Here is an 18,617-nt window from a genome sequence, read left to right on the forward strand (position 1 = left end):
CATCGAGAAGTCCCTGAACGCTCGGGATTGGCAATCCGGCCGGATTATGTGAACAATGCATCATGATTCATTCATATTCGAATCAACTGATACATCGCCCTTACCGATCGCGCCGTCACAGACATCGTCATGACCTCCATGCAGCCACCTCGCGACACCGCTACTCACCCCCTCCCCGAGAATCACGAGTGGCATGGACTGGCACATCAATTGATCGCCATCGGCTGTCTTTCGGCCCATGACGTTGCCGATATCGAACGAGCGGCACACACGGCCGGGCGATCATGGCTGGAAACGTTGCTGGAACACGCCCGGGCTACCACCACAGCGATCGAGCAGGCCGCCTCCCGAGCTTACGGGCTGGCGTTTTCGGACCTCCAGTCCATACGCACGGAAAGGCTACCTGCCACGACCGACCTGCCGACCAACCTGCTTCGCAAGCACGGCATACTGCCGCTCGAACGGACCGAACAATGCCTGCGCGTCGCGATTCCCCAACCCGCGACACTGGCCCGGCTCGATGACCTGCAGTTCGCCACCGGCCTGGTCATCGAGGGTGTTCTCGCCCCTGAAGGCCGGCTGCGCGCGCTACTCGATCACTATTTGAGCCGTGATGGCGGTCATGACTTCGAAGTGGCCGACGTCACGACCGACACACCTGACGCCGCCCCGGATCGTATCAGCGATGATGACGCCCCGGTGGTTCGCTTCATCGACGGCATTCTCAGGGATGCCATTCACCGTGGCGCGTCGGACATCCATTTCGAGCCCTATGAGACTCATTACCGCATTCGGCTGCGCATCGACGGCATGCTGGTCGAAGTGGCCCGTCCGCCCATCGATATGCGCCATCGGCTCGCCGCCAGGCTCAAGGTGATGGCACAGCTGGATATCTCGGAACGGCGACTGCCTCAGGACGGGGCGATTCGGCTGCAGGTGTCGGGACGACAATCAGTGGACTTCCGGCTCAGCTCGATGCCGACCGTGCATGGAGAAAAGCTCGTCCTGCGTCTCCTCGACCCGACCACGGCACAGCGGGATATCGATGCGCTGGGCTTCACGCCGGAGCAACAGGCCTGCTATATCCATCACCTCGAGGCCAGCCAGGGAATGATCCTGGTCACCGGTCCCACCGGCAGTGGCAAGACGGTCACGCTCTACGCCGGGCTGGCGCAACTCAACACCCAGGTCCGGAATATCTCGACCGCGGAAGATCCGGTGGAAGTCCGGCTCGCCGGAGTCAACCAGTTGAATGTCGCACCACGCATCGGCCTCGACTTCGCGACGGCGTTGCGTGCATTCCTGCGTCAGGATCCGGACGTGGTGATGGTCGGCGAAATCCGCGATCGAGAAACCGCCGACATTGCCATCAAGGCGTCTCAGACCGGTCACCTGGTGCTTTCCACCCTGCATACCAATTCGGCTGCCGAGACACTGACCCGTCTGTCGAACATGGGCGTGGCGGCCTTCAACATTGCCAGTTCCGTGTCATTGATCATTGCGCAGCGACTCGTGAGGCGACTGTGCCTGCACTGTCGGCATCCCGCCGACCTACCTCGCGAGACATTGCGGGAAGAGGGGTTCAACGAGACGGATATCGAGCGGGCGACGATTTATGCCCCCGTTGGCTGTCAACACTGCCATGGCGGTTACCACGGACGTGTCGGCATTCACGAGATGTTGCCCGTCACCGACGCCATTGCCCAGTCGATCCTGCGCCACGACGATGCCCGGGCGCTGGCGGCTCAAGCCCGTCACGAAGGATGTCACGACCTGCGTCACAGCGGCCTGCGCAAGGTCATGGAGGGGGTGACGAGCCTGGAGGAAGTGAATCGGGTGATCGGCCACTAGGCATCAATCAACGAAGGGAATGGACGCCCATGAACACAGCCACACCGGCACGATGGCGCTGGACCGGCATCGATGCCAGCGGGCAGCGGATCAGTGGCGAACGTATCGCCACCTCCCGACGGGAAGTGGAACGCGACCTCCACGGCCGCCGTATTCTAGTCAAGCGCATTCAGCGTCAACGCCAATGGCCGGGACGGGGACGCATCACCTCCCGCGACACCATGCTGCTCGCCCGTCAGCTCGCGACGCTGCTGCACGCCGGCATACCGATCCTGCAGTCGCTCGACACCCTGGCCGAGAGTGTCTCCAAACCGCCCCTGGTGTCACTGATCCGCCGGCTCAGACACGACATCGCCGCCGGGTCGAGTGTCGCCGAGGCCTTGTACCGCCACCCCGATGCGATCGACCGACTGTTCGTCAACATGGTCGCCGCCGGGGAGCAATCCGGCACGCTGGACCGCATGCTCGAGCGTATTGCCACCTACAAGGAGCGCATCGAAACGCTCAAGGGCCGGGTCAGGAAGGCGCTGTATTACCCTGCGGCCGTGATCCTGATCGGTCTGGTCGTCACGGCACTGCTGCTGGTCAAGGTCGTGCCCCAGTTCGAGAGTCTGTTCCGGGGTGTGAACGCCGAATTGCCGGCCATGACCCAGGTGACCATCGCATTGTCGGAGGCGACCCAGCGATACGGCGGCGGGTGTCTGGCCGGACTCGCCGCGGCCGGCTATCTGCTCCGACGGCGTTTCCTCCGCTCGACACGATTCGCCTATCGCCTGCAAGCCCTGACGTTGAAGCTGCCGATCATCGGCGACATTCTCGACAAGGCGGCCATGGCGCGGTTCGCTCGAACGCTGGCCACCCTGTATGATGCCGGGGTGCCACTCGTGGATGCCCTGGCTACCGCGGCCGGTGCAAGCGACAACCGTGTTTACGACCACGCCATCGAGCGGGTCAGAAGGGAGGTCGTCACCGGCCGTACGCTACAGGCCGCGATGGCAACAACCCAACGTTTTCCGGTGCTGGCCGTACAAATGATCGGTATCGGCGAAGACGCCGGCTCGCTGGGAACCATGCTCAACCGTACCGCGCACTATTTCGAGGAAGAGGTCGAGAACCGTGTCGACGCCCTGTTATCACTCCTGGAACCCGCCATTATCGTGGTGCTCGGCATTCTGGTCGGCGGACTCGTCGTCTCCATGTATCTGCCCATCTTCGAACTGGGCAATACGCTGTAAGATGTTGCACCAACGCGTAGGACACTGACCGTGATCGCCGAACTGCCACCCCCGCTTTTCTGGTTACTCACCGCCCTGCTGGGCCTAGGCCTGGGCAGCTTTCTGAACGTCGTCATCACCCGGTTGCCGGTCATGCTGATGCGGGCATGGCGTGCCGAGGCTCAGGCCGCACTGGAGTTACCCGGCGACGAGAGCACGCGCTTCAACCTGCTGTCGCCGTCGTCGATGTGTCCGCGTTGCGAGCAGCCGCTCGCTTGGCGGGACAAGATCCCCCTGGTGAGCTATGTCATGCTGGGTGGACATTGTCGCCATTGCCAAACGCGGATCAGCCCGCAGTACCCCTTGATCGAACTCGCCGGCACGGCGCTGACCCTGGCCGTCGTCGCCCTGCATGGCCCCTCGCTCGCCTCGCTGATGCTGATCGGCGCCTGTCTGACGCTGCTGGCTCTGGCAGTGATCGACTTTCGCACCCAGTTGCTGCCGGATGCCATCACGCTTCCCTTGCTATGGGCCGGCCTGGCCTATCATCTATGGTTTCAGCCGTTATGGCTGTCGAACGCAGTGATCGGCGCCATGGCGGGTTATCTGGTCCTCTGGGCCTTCTACTGGCTGTTCAAACTGGTCACCGGCAAGGAAGGCATGGGCTATGGCGATTTCAAACTGCTCGCTGCCCTGGGGGCCTGGCTGGGCTGGCAGTGGCTGCCGCTGCTGCTGATTCTCTCGGCCGGTGTCGGCGCCATCATCGGCCTCGCGATTCAGACAGCCGTTCCCCGCCTGCGCGGCATGCCGATGCCGTTCGGCCCCTTCCTCGCCATGGCCGGCTGGATCGCGATACTCTTCGAGACTCCCGTGATGACGCTGTATCAGGACCTGCTGCTATGAGCCGGACAACGCACCCCCTCACCATCGGCGTGACCGGCGGCATTGCCTCGGGTAAATCGACCGTGGCCAGAGCCTTCGCCGCCCACGGCATCCCCTGGGTGGATGCCGACGACGTCGCCCGGGAAATCGTCGAACCCGGTGAACCGGCTCTGGCAGAGATCGCCGCGCATTTCGGTGAACGCATTCTGCAACCGGATGGGCGGCTCGACCGGCGCGCCCTGCGAGAGATCGTCTTCAATGACAGCGAGGAGCGCCGATGGTTGGAATCGGTCACCCACCCCCGCATCCGAGAACGCCTCAGCGAACATCTCGATGCCATGGCACGCGGTCCCGCTCCCTATCACTTGCTGGTATCACCGCTGTTACTCGAGTCCAGTCAGCATGAGATGGTCGATCGCATTGTCATCGTCGATATTCCCGAAGCCCTGCAGATCCAGCGAACCGTGGAGCGGGACGGAGTCGACGAAGACCAGGCCAGAGCCATTATCGCCGCCCAGATGCCGCGCGCCGAACGACGGAAACGTGCCGACGACATCATCGACAACAGCGGTGACGACGAGGCACTGGCTCGACAAGTCGCCGACCTGGATCGTCGATATCGTCAATCGGGCTTCCCCCCATCGCCGTGATTCGGCATCCTTGTCGACATCGTCAAACAGCGACCGGAATCTCATGACGCAACGAACCACCAATCGCCCGCTGGAAGTGGCCTGTCCACAATGCCACAAGAAAGTCCTGTGGACCGAGGACAACCTGTATCGCCCGTTCTGCTCCAAGCGCTGCAAACTCCTCGACCTGGGCGCCTGGGCGGAAGAATCGCACCGCATCGCCGGTGAGCCGGCCATGGATGAAACCGAGATCGACGAGATGATCCTGCGACAGGAGCGAGGCGACGAGTGACTGGCTCGTCGACACCCGCATGAGCACTTGGCACCAGGCACCGGAATATCGCCTGCTGGCGGAACTCGAGGCCCATTTCGATATCCTGATCGAACGTATCGAGGCGCTCGTCGATCAATACCGACGCAGCAACGTCTCGGCCTGGTCGTTGGATACGCCCACCCCGGATGCCGACTGGCTGCACGGCGTTCTCACCGATTTCTGGTATCGCGACGGTCAGGATGGCCGGTCCACTCGCAGTTACGTCGCCCTGATTGCCGCCGACGAGCCATTGATGGCCGAAGTCGCCCGCGTCAATGCCGCCAAGGCCGAGTTCAGTGAACTGCTGGCCCGTATTCGCGAGGAAGTGCCGGCACTGATTGCCGAGATCAAGGCCGTACTGCCCTTCCGCCACCCGGCGCTTCACAACCACCTGCGCGGTCAGGGCCTGGCAAGACTTCACCTGAAACAGTGCTGGCGGGCCATTCCCGTCGCCGATGCACCGCTATCCCGAATACGGCTCGCCTGGTACACCAGCGGACGCTCCATCAAGAAGCTTTCCGTCAGGGATGCCGAAAAGAAATTGATGGCACTCGACACCGATGCCGCCCACGTGCGTATCCAACTCAAACGATTAGCCGGGATCCCGGACACCGAGCCCCTCGCCCAGGTCCAGACCCAGGCGCCACTGATGCGCGCCAATCTGTTCTTCGAGGAACCACTGGTGGACGGCCGTCAACGCCGCGCCATGAACGTCGCCCTGCCGCTATTCATCCCCAGCGACGCTGGACGGCTTCCCGACTACAACACGCCGCCGCCGACACCGAGCGAAAAACGCACCCGTGCCAAACGCAACGATGAACGGCTGGAAGAGACGGTATTTCTGCCCAGCCTGCGGGTATTCCGATACAAGGAAAGCAAGGACCACCACGACTGACGTTGCGCCTGCACGGCCCGGTGCCAGCGAAATGAGGTGAAGCGGGGGTCGTGGCAGCGGTTTCAACCGCGATGCAGGGCGCCAGCCCTGCCTGTTTTACCGACGTTTCGGTGGCGTGACCTGCTCGAACTGGGCCATGATATCGCCGCCATCGCATTCGACCTTCGAGGTCAATACCTTGCCGTTCGGCCCCATCCATTCTATGTCATTCACACCCTCGACCATCAACTCATTGGCCTCGGCCGCCGTCGACGGCATCTCGCCATTGATCGCCACGATGATGGCTTTCTCGTTCACATGTCCACGCAACGGACTATGCTGGGCGATGCGCAAAATCTTCAATCCCGACTCGATTCCTTCAGGTAACGATGAGTCGCCCTCTGCCTCCGGCGGTTGTTCAGCTTCCAGCAAGGCATTCAACCGCTCATTGATGTGTGTACACCACAATGCCGTCGCAAACAGTAAAACGCTCAGCGTGATGCTCCACAACGCCGCTACCAGACCGAATCGCATGAATACATAGGTTGCATACGGTGCCGACGCCCCCGCCGCCACCCAAATCAGGATCGCAAGAATGCCCCGTTGCCGGCGATAGTACATTTGCCCTCCTTGAGCTAGCCTACTTGAATTAGTGTCGTCTTTATTAAGGATAAAAATCAGGCTATAACGGAGATATCGGCAGCATGCTGGAAAACTTTAAGAAATCATAACCGGGACAGAATGTGTTTTGTTCACAATAAACAAAGCACCGACCCAGTGGGCTATCTACCATAGTTAATATGCTTTAGGATTACAGTATCGACGCCCCCGTCGCTACGCCAAGGAGGCTAAGCGCCGAGTCAGCACGGAAGGCAGTCATTTCGGCGAATGACATCGCAAATGATACAAAGGGGTCATACCATGCATTTCGCCGAGAATACGGCCGCCAAGGTGGTCAAGTCGCTCATGGATCGCGACCATGAGCTATTCATCTTTTCAAACAGCCTGACCGGCACCCTCTCCGGCGATATCACCTGGCTCGATGCCGATACGGGACACCTCACCATCTGCGCGGATTCCCGAGGTCGCGATATCTCCCATTACAGCCGGGACGGTCGCTTGTCCTTCGATATCGAAGTCAAGGATGACGATGGCGGCGCAGAGATATTCAATTTCGAGAGGGTCAGCGCCATCACCATCAAGCGTGACCACCACCTCTACGAATTCCAGTGTCAGCTTCCCGATTCCGTGCTGCTCAACGACAACCGTGACGCCATTCGCATCCCGTTCATCCTGGGAATGCAGGCCCGCGTCAATTGCGAAGTCTACGAAGATGAACTGAACATCAAGGGCAAGCTGCGCAACCTCTCGATCGGTGGTTGCATGATCGATATCGCGATCGAAGACAGCGCTGCCCTGCGCGTGGACCAGGTCATTCCCAGGGTGCTCATCGACTTTCCCAACGGGACATCGATCTCCACCAAGGGATTGATTCGCCACATTCGCCCGTTCGGCTCATCGACTCATGCCGCCGTGGGATTGCAATTCATCGAGAAGGATCACGCCCTCGACGAACACCTGTTTCATGTTGTCGCGGAAGCTGAACGCGAGGTCGCGATACGCACCGGCATGAACCCCGAAGCGGGCGCCGGATCACCGTTGTTCATCGCCGGGAAGAAAGAAAAACAGATCATGCGACGCGAAGCGCAGGACAAGGCAAAACACGCGAACCAGCCACCGATGACGCGCGGTGTCAAAGAGCTCGCCAAGCAGCTCCACATCATCCTGATGTTTCTCAAGAATCAGAACACCTTCCCCGAAGACACGCTCTATGACTGTGTCGATACGCTGTTGCTGCTCGTCAACAAGGACCGCAAACAACTGTTGTATGCCCTTTCGCTGCTACGCAATGAAGCAGAATGGGTTCGCCACGCCATTCAGGTCACCGCAACACTGGCGGATTTCATGATCGGCAGGGACCCGCACTCCCCGTATATTCGGGAAAGTGTCGCGGGCGCCCTCATTCATACCATGGGCAAACCGCTGATGCTGGGTCCGCAGCTGCCTACCCTGAAGGCCAACATGACGCCGGACCAGAAAACGCTCCTGAAAGGCCACACCACGACCTTACTGGAAACGCTGGATACCGCAGGCTGGCAACCCAGCCAACTCTGTCGCAATGTCCTGGAAAACAGCAACGAACGCCTGGATGGCAGTGGCTACCCTAACGGCAAGACAGATCAAGACCTCAACGATACCGCTCGGTTGATAGGGCTGATCAAGGCCATCAACAAGCTGATGCATCCCCGCAACGGGGCGGCCCCCCGTGCGCCTCTGGATGCCTACCGGTGGGTCAGCGATCATGACGAACAGTACGATAAAGCACTGCTGGTCGAATACATTCAGATATACGGCCTCTATCCGATCGGCTGTCTCGCCCAGTTCTCGCGCGGATTCCTGGCATGGATCATCGACACTGACAACAAGGGCATGCCGACCCGAGTCAACGTCGTGAAAAACCTCGCCTTTCCGAATACGGCCATCAGCACCGAACTGGAAGCGCACGATTTCATGCAGATCGGTAAATTTGAAGGCATCGCCAACCCGGATGACTACGATATTGTCCTGAAAGAGTAGTCATCGTGACTGCTCTTCGTCCTAGCGGATGAAGCTTCCCTCTTCTCAGACCGCAGCCGTCGATATGCCGGACTTACGCGGGCCACCAATGGATTTCGTCACACCCTTCCCACTTTTTACTTCACTCACCGCGACGTGCCAGCCACCATCCTGACATCATGGCCACAAGAAACATCAGCAATGGCCAGCTCAGTCCCGGCAGCGAGGCGACCGCCGGCCCCGGGCAATAGCCGGAAAGCCCCCAGCCGATGCCGAAAAACGCGGCACCACCCAACAGCCGAACATCGAGGTCCCGGCGCGTGGGTAGCTGAAAGCGGGTCTCGAGCAATGGCGCCGGGCGTCGCCAGACCAACCGGTACCCCGAGAAGGTAGTAACGACGGCACCACCCAGCACGAAGATCAGGGTCGGGTCCCAGCTACCGGCCACGTCGAGGAAACCAATGACCCGCGCCGGATCGGTCATGCCGCTGATCGCCAGGCCGAGCCCGAACAGTAATCCCGCCAGATAACCGGCCAGCACTTTCATACTGCGCCCTCCAGCATGTGCCGCGAGACGTACACCGTCAGCATGGCGACCAATACAAAGACGAGCGTCGCGGCCATCGACCGCGGAGAAAGGCGCGCCAGTCCGCACACACCATGCCCGCTGGTGCAGCCGCTACCCAGGCCAGTGCCCAGCCCGACCAGCAGGCCGGCAACCAACATCGTCGTCGACCCACTTGCCGGGGTGCCGATCAGCGCGGCATCGTCGCCTGCCACATTGCCCCAATCCAGACCAGACAGCATCAAAAGCCCCGGACCGGAGACAAGGCCCAGCAGAAACGCCAAGCGCCAGAGGCTGTCCCCGCCACGGTCGAAAATCAGCCCGGAAAGAATACCGCTGATCCCGGCGATGCGCCCCAATAGTGCCATGAGGAGGGTGGCGGAAAGACCGATCAAGACGCCACCCAGTGCACCTTGCAACCCACTCATCGTTTCCATCTCGTTTCCTCTTGCTATTGTCTTGAACCAGCCGTCGCCGAATGCCCGGAATCGGGCGATTCGATACAGGGATGACTCAACGGCGCCGACCCGCGGCCATGCAGAGAGCACCAGGCATCGAAGATGCTCAGGAAGACACGGCCATTGAGCGTCTCGAGCAGCACGGTACGGCGCAATCGATCCATCACCGGCCCTTTGACTTCGGCCAGATGCAGCCCGATATGTTTATCTCGCAGGCGCCGATTGAGCGCCTCGAGACTCTCCAGCGCCGTCGCGTCGATGACGTTGATCGCCTGACACGCCAGCACCAGGGCCGCAGCGATATAATCCTGCGATCCCGATTCGGCAACCTGCGACAGCGCCGAAGCCGTCATCAACGACACGACCGCCATCGGCCCCACCGACAGCGTCGTGCTGGTCCCCAATAGCGTATAGACCACCAGCGGTACGAGGCTCGCGTACAGGCCCACCACCGGCGGGAGTCCCGCCAGCATGGCGTAGGCCAGCGCTTGCGGGATCAGCATCATCGCTACGATGATGGCCGCCAGCAGATCCTCGCCCAACCACTGGCTGTTGTAGCGCCGCCCCCAGTCGAGGATCGGAATCCAGCGTGCCAGTCCGGTTCTATGCTGCTGATTCATGACCTGCCGGCTTCATTACCCGAGCCGTGTCGTGACCTGGGTTCATCTCACTCCCACACCGCGCATTCCAGGGCATCGAGCGGGATCTTCAGATAGCGCTTGCCGTTGCTCTCCGGCTCGGGGAGACGGCCGCCGAGGATATTGACCTGCAGTGCGTGCAGGATCAGTTTCGGCATGGGCAACTCGCTATCGCGGCGATTGCGGAGCTCGACGTACTCGGCCTCGCTGCTTTCGCCGAGCCGGTGTTTGTTGGTCTCGCGCTGCTCGCGCACCGGCGTGTCAGGGGATCGCTAACGACATACTGGATACTGAAAGTGTGGGGGTCGAAGAAGCCAGCCACATCGGGTTGGCCTGGTGAAAAGGCGAAGGTTTTCATGACTACTCCAAAAGGATGCTTTCCTCTAGAGTAACTCACATTTAAATTCTAACGTTAGAACATTTTAGAATATAAAGGTTGCCACAAAAATATCCATATATGCCCTACAGGCATAACTAACCTGCGATTTGAACTGACAAAATGACACAGGAATGGAAGGGTCATCCGTCTGGTCATCCAGCGATTGGCTGGCGGTGGCCGTCTGCTCCACCAGCGCGGCGTTCTGCTGCGTTACCTGATCCAATTGCGAGATCGCCTGGCTGATCTGTTCCGCCCCGGAAGACTGCTGATGCGTCGCACCGGCAATTTCATCGACCAGATTGGCGACCTGACGGACATTCCCCGCAATCAAAACCCAAGAGATGCCACACCTTGTGGAAATACCGAGCCTCCTTGGCCCCCACTCGGAAGACATATCGGCGCGGCCAAATGGAACTTAAGCAGAGAGAGATGAATAATGTCTCATATACGCGATCGAGCACAGGTCACGCGGGAAGGCTGCCAATCCATGCAGATCGGTAAACTTGAAGGCATCGCCAATCCGGATGACTACGATATTGTCCCGAAAGAAGGTTGATCTTACGGATGCATGAGATGACAATAGAAGATATCTATCTTGTAATATCGCATAGTCATCATATCACCTGCGAAGCCTTGATCCTCAGATAACTCCGTGGCCTTATGCCACGCCGTCACGTTAATTGGTCACTGATTTTTCGCTGACCCAACGACGGCTCAAGCGTCCGTTTATTCGGCACCTTGGGTCGCCACTGGATACAGCGGCTGGAATGGCAGTGACATTCACATCTGGCGACAACCACTCCGCCCTCAGGTACCAAGGCGTCTGGTCGATGCCCTGAATAACAGGGACGCTCTTTCCTTGATTGTTGTAACCGATCCTGCCATGGCTAGATGCGATAGCTGTGACCACATACATGAGGCGTCTAATGCGACTGGACAAGCTCAACGATACAGGGAGTGCTTAATGCACGACGAGTATGAGCTATTGAAGGCACAGCAGACTATTCATGAGCTGATCGCCGAGCAGCATCCTCTTGAAGAAACTCTCGATGCCATCGCCCACTGGCTGAGCCTGCTGCTTCCCAGTGCCACCATAGTCTTCATGCGCCATGACCCCGACGAAGGCACATTGAGCCTGGTACCCAGCAAGCACTTTTCTCAGAGCTATATACAACGGCTCCAAGCCGTGCCAATCGGACCCGGTGTCGCTTCCTTCGGCACATCGGCCTTCGAACGCCGTATCATCATCACCGAGGACATCACGACCGACCCTCGCTGGGAAGGCTTGCGGGAAGCGGCCATGGCCGAGGGATTTCGCGCCTGCTGGTCAAGCCCGGTAGTGACTGCCAATGGAGAGCTGTTGGGGACCTTTGACACCTACTACCGTTCTCCTGAAAAGCCTACCGTAGACGACAAGCGCCGACTGCGCCAAGCGGCGGCGCTGATTGCGCTGGCGTTGATCCGCGACCGTGATATACAGGCACATCGCACGCTATCCGAGTGGCACCACTCGTTGTTCGTCAATCATCCGGACGGAGTCTATTCGTTCGACCTGGAGGGCCGTTTCCAGAGTGGCAATGCCGCCCTCGAACGAATTACCGGCTACTCCGAAGCCGATATGGTAGGCCTGCACTTCAACCAATTCATCATCCCCGACTACCGGGACCTGACGCAAGCCGCCTTCGATACCGCATGTCAGGGTGAAGCCATCACCTACGAAACCATGGGCACACACGCCTCAGGACACCCTTATTATCTGGAGATCACCAACTTCCCGGTGATCATCGACGGTGACATCGTTGGCGTCTACGGCATCTGCCGCGACATCACCGAGCGTAAACAACAAACCGACGAGCTGCGCCTGCTCAAGCGTGGCATTGATGCTAGCCCGAACGGCGTCTTGATGGTGGATGCCTGCAAGCCCGACATGCCAATTGCCTATGCCAATCCCACGTTCTCGACCATTACCGGCTACAAGCATGAGGAAGTCATTGGCATCAACTGTCGCTTCCTGCAAGGACCCGAAACTGACTCCCAGGCTGTCGATGCTATCCGTCGCGGGATACGCACTCAGCGTGATGTTGAAGTGACACTGCTCAACTACCGTAAGGATGGCACGCCGTTTTGGAATCAACTGGTGATCAGCCCCGTTTTCGATGACAGAGGGACCTGCACTCACTTTATTGGCATCCAGCAGGATGTTACCCGCCAGAAGGGGCAGGACGCCCGGATCGCCTACCAAGCGAGTCACGACTTGCTCACCGGCCTGCCCAATCGTACGGCCTTCGATGCCCGCCTGTCAGAGGCCTTCCATGACAGTCAGCAGCATCAGAAGCTGCTGGCAGTGATGTATCTCGACATGGATGGCTTCAAGACTCTCAACGATGGCCTGGGTCATCATCTGGGCAACAAGGTGCTGGCCAAGGTGGCTACACGACTTCACGCGCTGGTGAGCGAAGGGCAAATGCTGGGACGACTGGTAGGTGACGAGTTCGGTCTGCTCCTGACGGGGTGCGATAGCCACGAGCAGGTCGTCGAGTTGGCAGATCGTATCCTGGAGACATTGGCAATGCCTTTCGAAGTCGATGACCATTGCCTTCATATCAGCGTCAGCATTGGCATCGCCTGTAACGACATCACGCTCGATCAACCCCACGAGTTGATGCAGCATGCTGACCTGGCCCTGGAGAAAGCCAAACGGCAAGGGCGCAACACCTGGCAATGGTATCGGGATCGCGAGGTAGCAAGCATCAAGGACAGTGTACTATTACGACATGACCTGCATACCGCGCTGCACGAAGAGCAATTTGAACTGTACTACCAACCGCTGGTGGAAACCACGAGCGGACGTGTCTGCGGTGTAGAAGCCCTGGTACGTTGGCACCACCCTAGCCGCGGCTTAATATCACCTTACGAGTTCATATCGTTGGCCGAGCGCACCGGCCAGATCATCCCATTGGGACGCTGGGTGCTTCGCCAAGCCTGCCTGGAAATGGCACGGTTCCGCACGCAGGAAGAGCGAATATTGCCGGTCGCCGTGAACATCTCCTCGTTGCAGTTTCACCGCGATGGCTTCCTCGATGAGGTACGCCGAATACTGGAAGAAACGGGCTTACCGCCGAATCAACTGGAATTGGAAGTCACGGAAAGTGTATTTCTGGACGGCGCATCCCAGGTCATCGACATGATGGAGACACTCAAGGCTATCGGCGTCCGTGTGGCGATCGATGATTTCGGGACCGGCTTTTCCAGCCTCAGTTACCTGCGCGACTTACCAACACACAAGGTAAAGCTCGACCGCAGCTTCATTTCCGACACACTATCCGACCATCGCAGTGCCGCTATCGTCCAAGGCGTCATCACCATGGCACACCACATGGAGATGATGGTCGTTGCCGAAGGCATTGAAACCGAAGCGCAGCAGCAGGACATGGTCCGCCGACATTGCGACCTGCTACAGGGTTACCGATTTGCAAGGCCCATGCCACTGGCAGAGCTCCGTTCATTGCCGGAACGTCTTCCGGCCAAGGGGTTCGGACACTCTCTTTGAATACTCCTCTTCCTTGAGCGTTCCCCCCACAGAATGTTCATGTCGATGGGAACAGTCGCACAGTGGCAGGAAGCTTGAGCGAATGATGACCAGTAACTCTCAACGCATCGCTCAATCCGGCGATGTATCAGCGCGCTGCACTTCCTGTATTCGCTCATACAGCTTCCGAGCACTCTCGATCGCCACTACCTCGTGTTGATCCAGTTCCAACACCGGCCCGGAACGGCGATGACCGGCATCGGTCACCTCCTGGAACGCCATGGCATAGCGGTTCATCAAGTGCTCGAGATTCATCATGATCATGGTGATCTCGAGCTCGAACTCCATCACCTGGTTTTCCAGCCGCCTCCGCTCCGCCGAGTCGTCCGCCGCCTCGAGCATCGACTTGAGCGTGTTGTTGACGACACGCTCCGTCGCTTTGACCTTGGGGAGGATGTCATCAAGGATGTCGCGGGGGGTGATCTGCATAGACTGTGGCATTAAGAACCTTTATTGCCGACTCAAAAGGACGTCGCACTCAGACTATCAAGAAGGAACCATCGAGTACTCTTCCCACAATGCTTGAACCTGCTCGATATCTACATCCTCAGCAACCTTGAACACCGCAGCAGTTTGAACACGATCAACGATTTCAAGAAACTCCAGCGCTACATGGTAACTATTTCTATTCCAGAAATCATGGACGAATATCCGCGCCTTACTCGGATCATCATGATTTTCCAGAATATGACGAATCGATGATAATATGCATGCGACACGGAACCGCCCATCAACAAGAATTAAATCAAAAGCTTCCTTATATTCATGAATCGCCAGGCTATAGCCTGGAAACTTGTCTTTCTTATACAAGGATACTGGATAACCCCATTCTTTTGTTGGACCGATATCGACAACACTAATCTGACATGCGTCACCCAGCTTTCTGGACAGGCCATTTACCCACGTAGAATCACTTTCTACACCATATACGGTCAGCCCTTGTTCAGCTGCCCATACGGTTGACCCTCCAGAGCCAAATTCAAAATAGGTTCTTGAATCACGCAACATCCAATGAAACAGATCACCTTCAGCCTCAGACATATGAGGTCTTTTTGGAACAATGATCTCATTTTTCGGAAGATTATCGTTCTTATTCTCAACTCCCCACCAACCAATACTTATTCCAATAAATTTTCCGAGATCACGACGAGCATTATCTGACTCAATATCAATTTCCAGGAAATTCCCGGATCCTTCAAATAGCGCTCTAACACTCTTGAAATGGTTTTCAATCCAGCGCTTCAACTCATCCTGATCACCATTCCCCACGGGTAATCCAGGTATATCTGATGACTCAATTCGAGCACCTAAATCCCCCCAACGCATGATACTAGCTACAGTTTTATCGGGATCACGATAATTTAGTATAAAAAGACAATCAGGATGATGCTGACGTATCTTCTCTATGACGGAAATATCTAGCTGAGGCCAAAAGTTCAAACCCTGAGATGGTATACACACATCGCCTTGTGTAATCGCATCATAATGACTCAGGTAATACCATGGGTCATCGTGGCTCTCAAGACCAAGGTACATCAGCTCACCGACATATCCTTCTTTAACTTTCCAGTGTGCCGAACGGTAACCGCTTTCTTCCAAGGCCTTTTGTAAAGTCGATGTTCCTGACTTTGGAAAGCCAACTACAAAAACTTTTCTTTTCTTCCCCCGTTGTGAACTGGAAGGAGATGTTACAGCTTGGCCCCCAAGCAGACCTTCATCGACCAGATAATGCTCAGCTAACGTTTCATCAGAATTCAGAATCAATTCATGCGTCAAGTCCTTCACTTGATAGACCGTATGAAGAATGAATGCCAGCTTCATTCGTCGATTATCATCAAGCATTGCCACGCGCTGTCGATTGGGCAGCAACAGCACGTCGGCATGTGTCAACTCTGTAGACTGGTATCGGATCAGATCGTCTCGCGCAGGGAGATGACTCTTGTGCTGAAGGTTATGAAGACGATAGAAACGGAAGCCGTTCTGCCGGGCCCATTCAGTCACTCTATCGAGAGTGACTTGAGACGCATGTGTCGGCTGGAAAGCGACACGCACCTGTATCAATAGCGTATCCTTCAAGGCCGCTTTGCCGTTCTCGAGTATCGTTCCGGTATCACAGCGATCATCCAGAACTAACCAATCCAGCGATGGCAGCCCCTCTATACTATCAAGCGCAATGGTATTCAGCGGCAATTTCGCCAATACCTTGGCGCCTTGAGCTTGCTCATCCGACAGGTTTTCCGAGGGCAGCGGCGGCAGTGATGCTGTCATCGAAGGGTCAAGACACGTGTAGAGCGTGGCCGGTTGTCCGTCGCCCAACGAGGTATTAGGATAATGGTGTACGCGCTCATGTTGGATCAAGGAGTGCTGCAAGGCCTCACTACGAGGGTCAAAGGTAATGACCTCGAACGCATTGAGTGACAACATCTGCTGCGTCGCGGCATGGTTCAGCAATTCGCCACCATTGTCGATGGCGATGATCTTGCCCTCGAACTGGAAGCGGAATCCAGAACTCTCCGTGTCGGCTGCATCATCACGCGTCGGTTCGATATGAACAGGGGTATCCTCATCTTCGAACCAGGCTTGCCCTTCCTTGTTGAAGGTCAATGCCGCCGGTGCCTTATCATCGCAATAGCGCTGCCAGATCGCGCGCATGGCCGTCGTAAAATGCTTGGCGAAACGCGGGCCATCGCACACCGGCGATTTAGTCAGTACCTCACGCAGATGCTGACGTATGGTCGATAGGCTATCCAGGTCACCGGCCAGTTCCAGTACCCGCTCCCGGTACTCATCCCAACTGTTCGTCACCAATTCCGGCATGCCGGCGTTGACGAGGTGGGTGGCACTATGACGGCCGGCAAAGGTCGGCCCCGGCATGGTGACGACGGGCACGCCCATCAATAATGCCTCACAGGTCGTCAGTCCGCCGGAGTAGGGCCAAGGGTCCAATGAGATATCGACTTGATTATAGGATTCCAATAATTCCTTATGCTTCTTCGGTCCTTCCAGCAGGATACGCTCTCGACCGATGCCATGGGACTCGAGATATTGATAAATCCATTCACAATAGCTTTCGTTAGTGTACTGACCACCTATCATATAAAGACGAGACTCAGGAACCTCTTTCATCAGCCTCGCCCACTCAGATAATAATGGCTCGTTAATTTTCGCTGGATTATTGAAGCAACCAAACGTCAAAAAACCATTAGTCAACACAGGGAGAGCGCTGACCTCAGGTGCATAATAAGGTGGCAGATAACATATATAATCGTCTGGAAGGCGAATCAGTTTCTCGAAATAGTATTCATCAGATCCATCAGGCGTTTCAACGAAATCACTGACCAAGTAATCAAAAGACTCAAGGCCAACAGTATTAAATAAACCTCCCACCCACTTCACAATCAATGGCGCTGGCTCTCGTGCCACAGCCATCAGGCGATTTCCCGATGTGTGGCCTGTCATATCAATCAATATGTCGATACTATCATCAACGATTTTATCGGCTAGCGCTTCATCCTGAAGATGAGGAACATCATGCCACTCATCAACAACCGCTTTTATCTTTTTACCAAGGTAATCATTGGCTAGGCGGTCAGCGTAGGCAATGAGCTCAAAATCTCGCTTATCTACATTTTCTAAACATGAAGTAATCATTTGCCCGACTGGATGTGACCGTAAACCACTGGAAACGAGACCTATCTTTAACCGTTTACTGACGGACTTTGTGGTAGCAGCTCTTGTTAAATCATCATTACGCGAATAATGTTCATGCCACGATGCAGCCATGCGGTAAAACGACTCAGCATCATGCGCCGGGTTGTAGTGAGCAGTAAAAAAATAATTCGAGAAAGGCAGATGATATCCTGGCGCCAGCTTCATGGCCTTTTGGTACTCGTCTTCTGCCTCAGAAAAACGCCCCATTGTGCCGTATAGGTTTGCCAGATTGCTACGTCCGCCAGCGTGGTTTGGATGCTCATATACTAGAGACTCAAGAAGTCGCAACCCTTCGTCATATTGACGCTTCCCGATTAGGGTATTCGCTTTCCGAAGCTTGGATAGTGCTGAATCCGGCTCAGCCTCCATCGCTATATCAAGATGCTCAATCGACGCTTCATGTTGATCTTTGGCTTTATAGATATCGGCAATACGAATATTCGCCTGATAATCATCGGGCCGGATCCGTAAGGCTTCCCTCAAATGATGTAACGCGTTGTCGTACTGTCCGAGCTTTTGATACGTCTTGGCCAGATTGCTGTGCGCTTCATGGTCTTCAGGCTGGATGTCGAGCGCTTTTTTCAATGGCTCAATTGCCTTATCGGGATCACCGCCTTCCATCAGCGTCGTACCCAATGCCTTCCAGCCAAACAGAGCACCGGGATAACGATCGACGATATCTTCGGCAACCGATAGTGCACTCGGCAATTCACGACGTTCATAATACGCCAGGAACGTATTAGCCCGCTCTCGATAGGAGGATGCTGCCGTTCGTTGGTTGCGACGACCACGCTGCTGATATGCCGATCGACGTTGCCGCTTTGAACTCATGCTTCCATCCTCTCTTATCCCGAATACACTTTGCCAATGTACCCTGTCCAACCAGTCGCCGGTGAGT

Annotated in this window: 16 protein-coding genes; 8 read left to right on the plus strand and 8 right to left on the minus strand. The window is 56.8% G+C overall.

Annotated features, from left to right (window positions below):
- The first annotated feature begins 129 nt into the window (after positions 1 to 129).
- From pilB to BLW01_RS12865, 6 genes are read left to right on the plus strand one after another with little or no spacing between them, the layout of a single operon-like run.
- On the plus strand, positions 130 to 1,851 hold the full coding sequence (gene pilB, locus BLW01_RS12840; RefSeq protein WP_092570337.1) for a type IV-A pilus assembly ATPase PilB: 1,722 nt from the start codon (positions 130 to 132) through the stop codon (positions 1,849 to 1,851).
- Between the two features lie 29 nt (positions 1,852 to 1,880).
- Positions 1,881 to 3,086, plus strand: coding sequence for a type II secretion system F family protein (locus tag BLW01_RS12845; RefSeq protein ID WP_092570339.1), 1,206 nt, complete (start codon positions 1,881 to 1,883; stop codon positions 3,084 to 3,086).
- 30 nt (positions 3,087 to 3,116) lie between these two features.
- The gene (locus BLW01_RS12850; protein ID WP_092570340.1) at positions 3,117 to 3,968 is read left to right on the plus strand and encodes a prepilin peptidase; all 852 of its coding nucleotides are present in this window, start codon (positions 3,117 to 3,119) and stop codon (positions 3,966 to 3,968) included.
- Positions 3,965 to 4,597, plus strand: coding sequence for a dephospho-CoA kinase (gene coaE, locus BLW01_RS12855; protein WP_092570342.1), 633 nt, complete (start codon positions 3,965 to 3,967; stop codon positions 4,595 to 4,597). Before BLW01_RS12850 ends, coaE begins: the two co-directional genes overlap by 4 nt.
- A 43-nt stretch (positions 4,598 to 4,640) precedes the next feature.
- Positions 4,641 to 4,868 carry a DNA gyrase inhibitor YacG gene (gene yacG, locus BLW01_RS12860; RefSeq protein WP_092570344.1) on the plus strand — a complete coding sequence of 76 codons (228 nt, stop codon included), beginning with the start codon at positions 4,641 to 4,643 and terminating at the stop codon, positions 4,866 to 4,868.
- A gap of 19 nt (positions 4,869 to 4,887) precedes the next feature.
- Positions 4,888 to 5,784: a DNA replication terminus site-binding protein gene (locus BLW01_RS12865; RefSeq protein ID WP_092570346.1), complete on the plus strand. Its 897-nt coding sequence runs from the start codon at positions 4,888 to 4,890 to the stop codon at positions 5,782 to 5,784.
- 96 nt (positions 5,785 to 5,880) lie between these two features.
- Here the strand turns inward: BLW01_RS12865 and BLW01_RS12870 are convergent, their stop codons facing one another.
- On the minus strand, positions 5,881 to 6,384 hold the full coding sequence (locus tag BLW01_RS12870; RefSeq protein WP_092570348.1) for a hypothetical protein: 504 nt from the start codon (positions 6,382 to 6,384) through the stop codon (positions 5,881 to 5,883).
- 300 nt (positions 6,385 to 6,684) lie between these two features.
- Here BLW01_RS12870 and BLW01_RS12875 point away from each other — a divergent pair, with 300 nt between their 5' ends.
- On the plus strand, positions 6,685 to 8,400 hold the full coding sequence (locus BLW01_RS12875) for a PilZ domain-containing protein (RefSeq protein WP_229806459.1): 1,716 nt from the start codon (positions 6,685 to 6,687) through the stop codon (positions 8,398 to 8,400).
- A 121-nt stretch (positions 8,401 to 8,521) separates the two neighbouring features.
- Here BLW01_RS12875 and BLW01_RS12880 read toward each other — a convergent pair whose 3' ends face one another.
- From BLW01_RS12880 to BLW01_RS12900, 5 genes are all read right to left on the minus strand, one after another.
- Positions 8,522 to 8,926 (minus strand): DUF6691 family protein, encoded by a 405-nt coding sequence (locus BLW01_RS12880; protein WP_092570352.1) that lies wholly within the window; start codon positions 8,924 to 8,926, stop codon positions 8,522 to 8,524.
- Complete coding sequence (locus tag BLW01_RS12885) at positions 8,923 to 9,381, minus strand: YeeE/YedE family protein (RefSeq protein ID WP_092570354.1); 459 nt, start codon at positions 9,379 to 9,381, stop codon at positions 8,923 to 8,925. Before BLW01_RS12885 ends, BLW01_RS12880 begins: the two co-directional genes overlap by 4 nt.
- Before the next feature lie 14 nt (positions 9,382 to 9,395).
- Positions 9,396 to 10,022, minus strand: coding sequence for a sodium-independent anion transporter (locus tag BLW01_RS18890; protein WP_092570356.1), 627 nt, complete (start codon positions 10,020 to 10,022; stop codon positions 9,396 to 9,398).
- Positions 10,023 to 10,069: 47 nt separating this feature from the next.
- Positions 10,070 to 10,294, minus strand: coding sequence for a hypothetical protein (locus BLW01_RS12895; RefSeq protein ID WP_373294205.1), 225 nt, complete (start codon positions 10,292 to 10,294; stop codon positions 10,070 to 10,072).
- Positions 10,295 to 10,462: 168 nt separating this feature from the next.
- Entirely contained in the window at positions 10,463 to 10,813 is a 351-nt protein-coding gene (locus BLW01_RS12900; RefSeq protein WP_092570358.1) for a hypothetical protein, read from the minus strand.
- A gap of 570 nt (positions 10,814 to 11,383) precedes the next feature.
- Between BLW01_RS12900 and BLW01_RS12905 the strand changes: the two genes are divergently transcribed.
- Entirely contained in the window at positions 11,384 to 13,969 is a 2,586-nt protein-coding gene (locus tag BLW01_RS12905) for a sensor domain-containing phosphodiesterase (RefSeq protein WP_092570360.1), read from the plus strand.
- A gap of 111 nt (positions 13,970 to 14,080) precedes the next feature.
- On the opposite strand, the gene BLW01_RS12910 is transcribed toward BLW01_RS12905, so the two are convergent.
- Together BLW01_RS12910 and BLW01_RS12915 are read right to left on the minus strand one after the other, a co-directional pair.
- Positions 14,081 to 14,449, minus strand: coding sequence for a hypothetical protein (locus BLW01_RS12910; RefSeq protein ID WP_139243937.1), 369 nt, complete (start codon positions 14,447 to 14,449; stop codon positions 14,081 to 14,083).
- Positions 14,450 to 14,494: 45 nt separating this feature from the next.
- The gene (locus BLW01_RS12915; RefSeq protein WP_092570364.1) at positions 14,495 to 18,550 is read right to left on the minus strand and encodes an O-linked N-acetylglucosamine transferase family protein; all 4,056 of its coding nucleotides are present in this window, start codon (positions 18,548 to 18,550) and stop codon (positions 14,495 to 14,497) included.
- Positions 18,551 to 18,617 lie beyond the last annotated feature (67 nt).

This window comes from Aidingimonas halophila (assembly GCF_900106955.1).
Taxonomy (GTDB): domain Bacteria; phylum Pseudomonadota; class Gammaproteobacteria; order Pseudomonadales; family Halomonadaceae; genus Aidingimonas; species Aidingimonas halophila.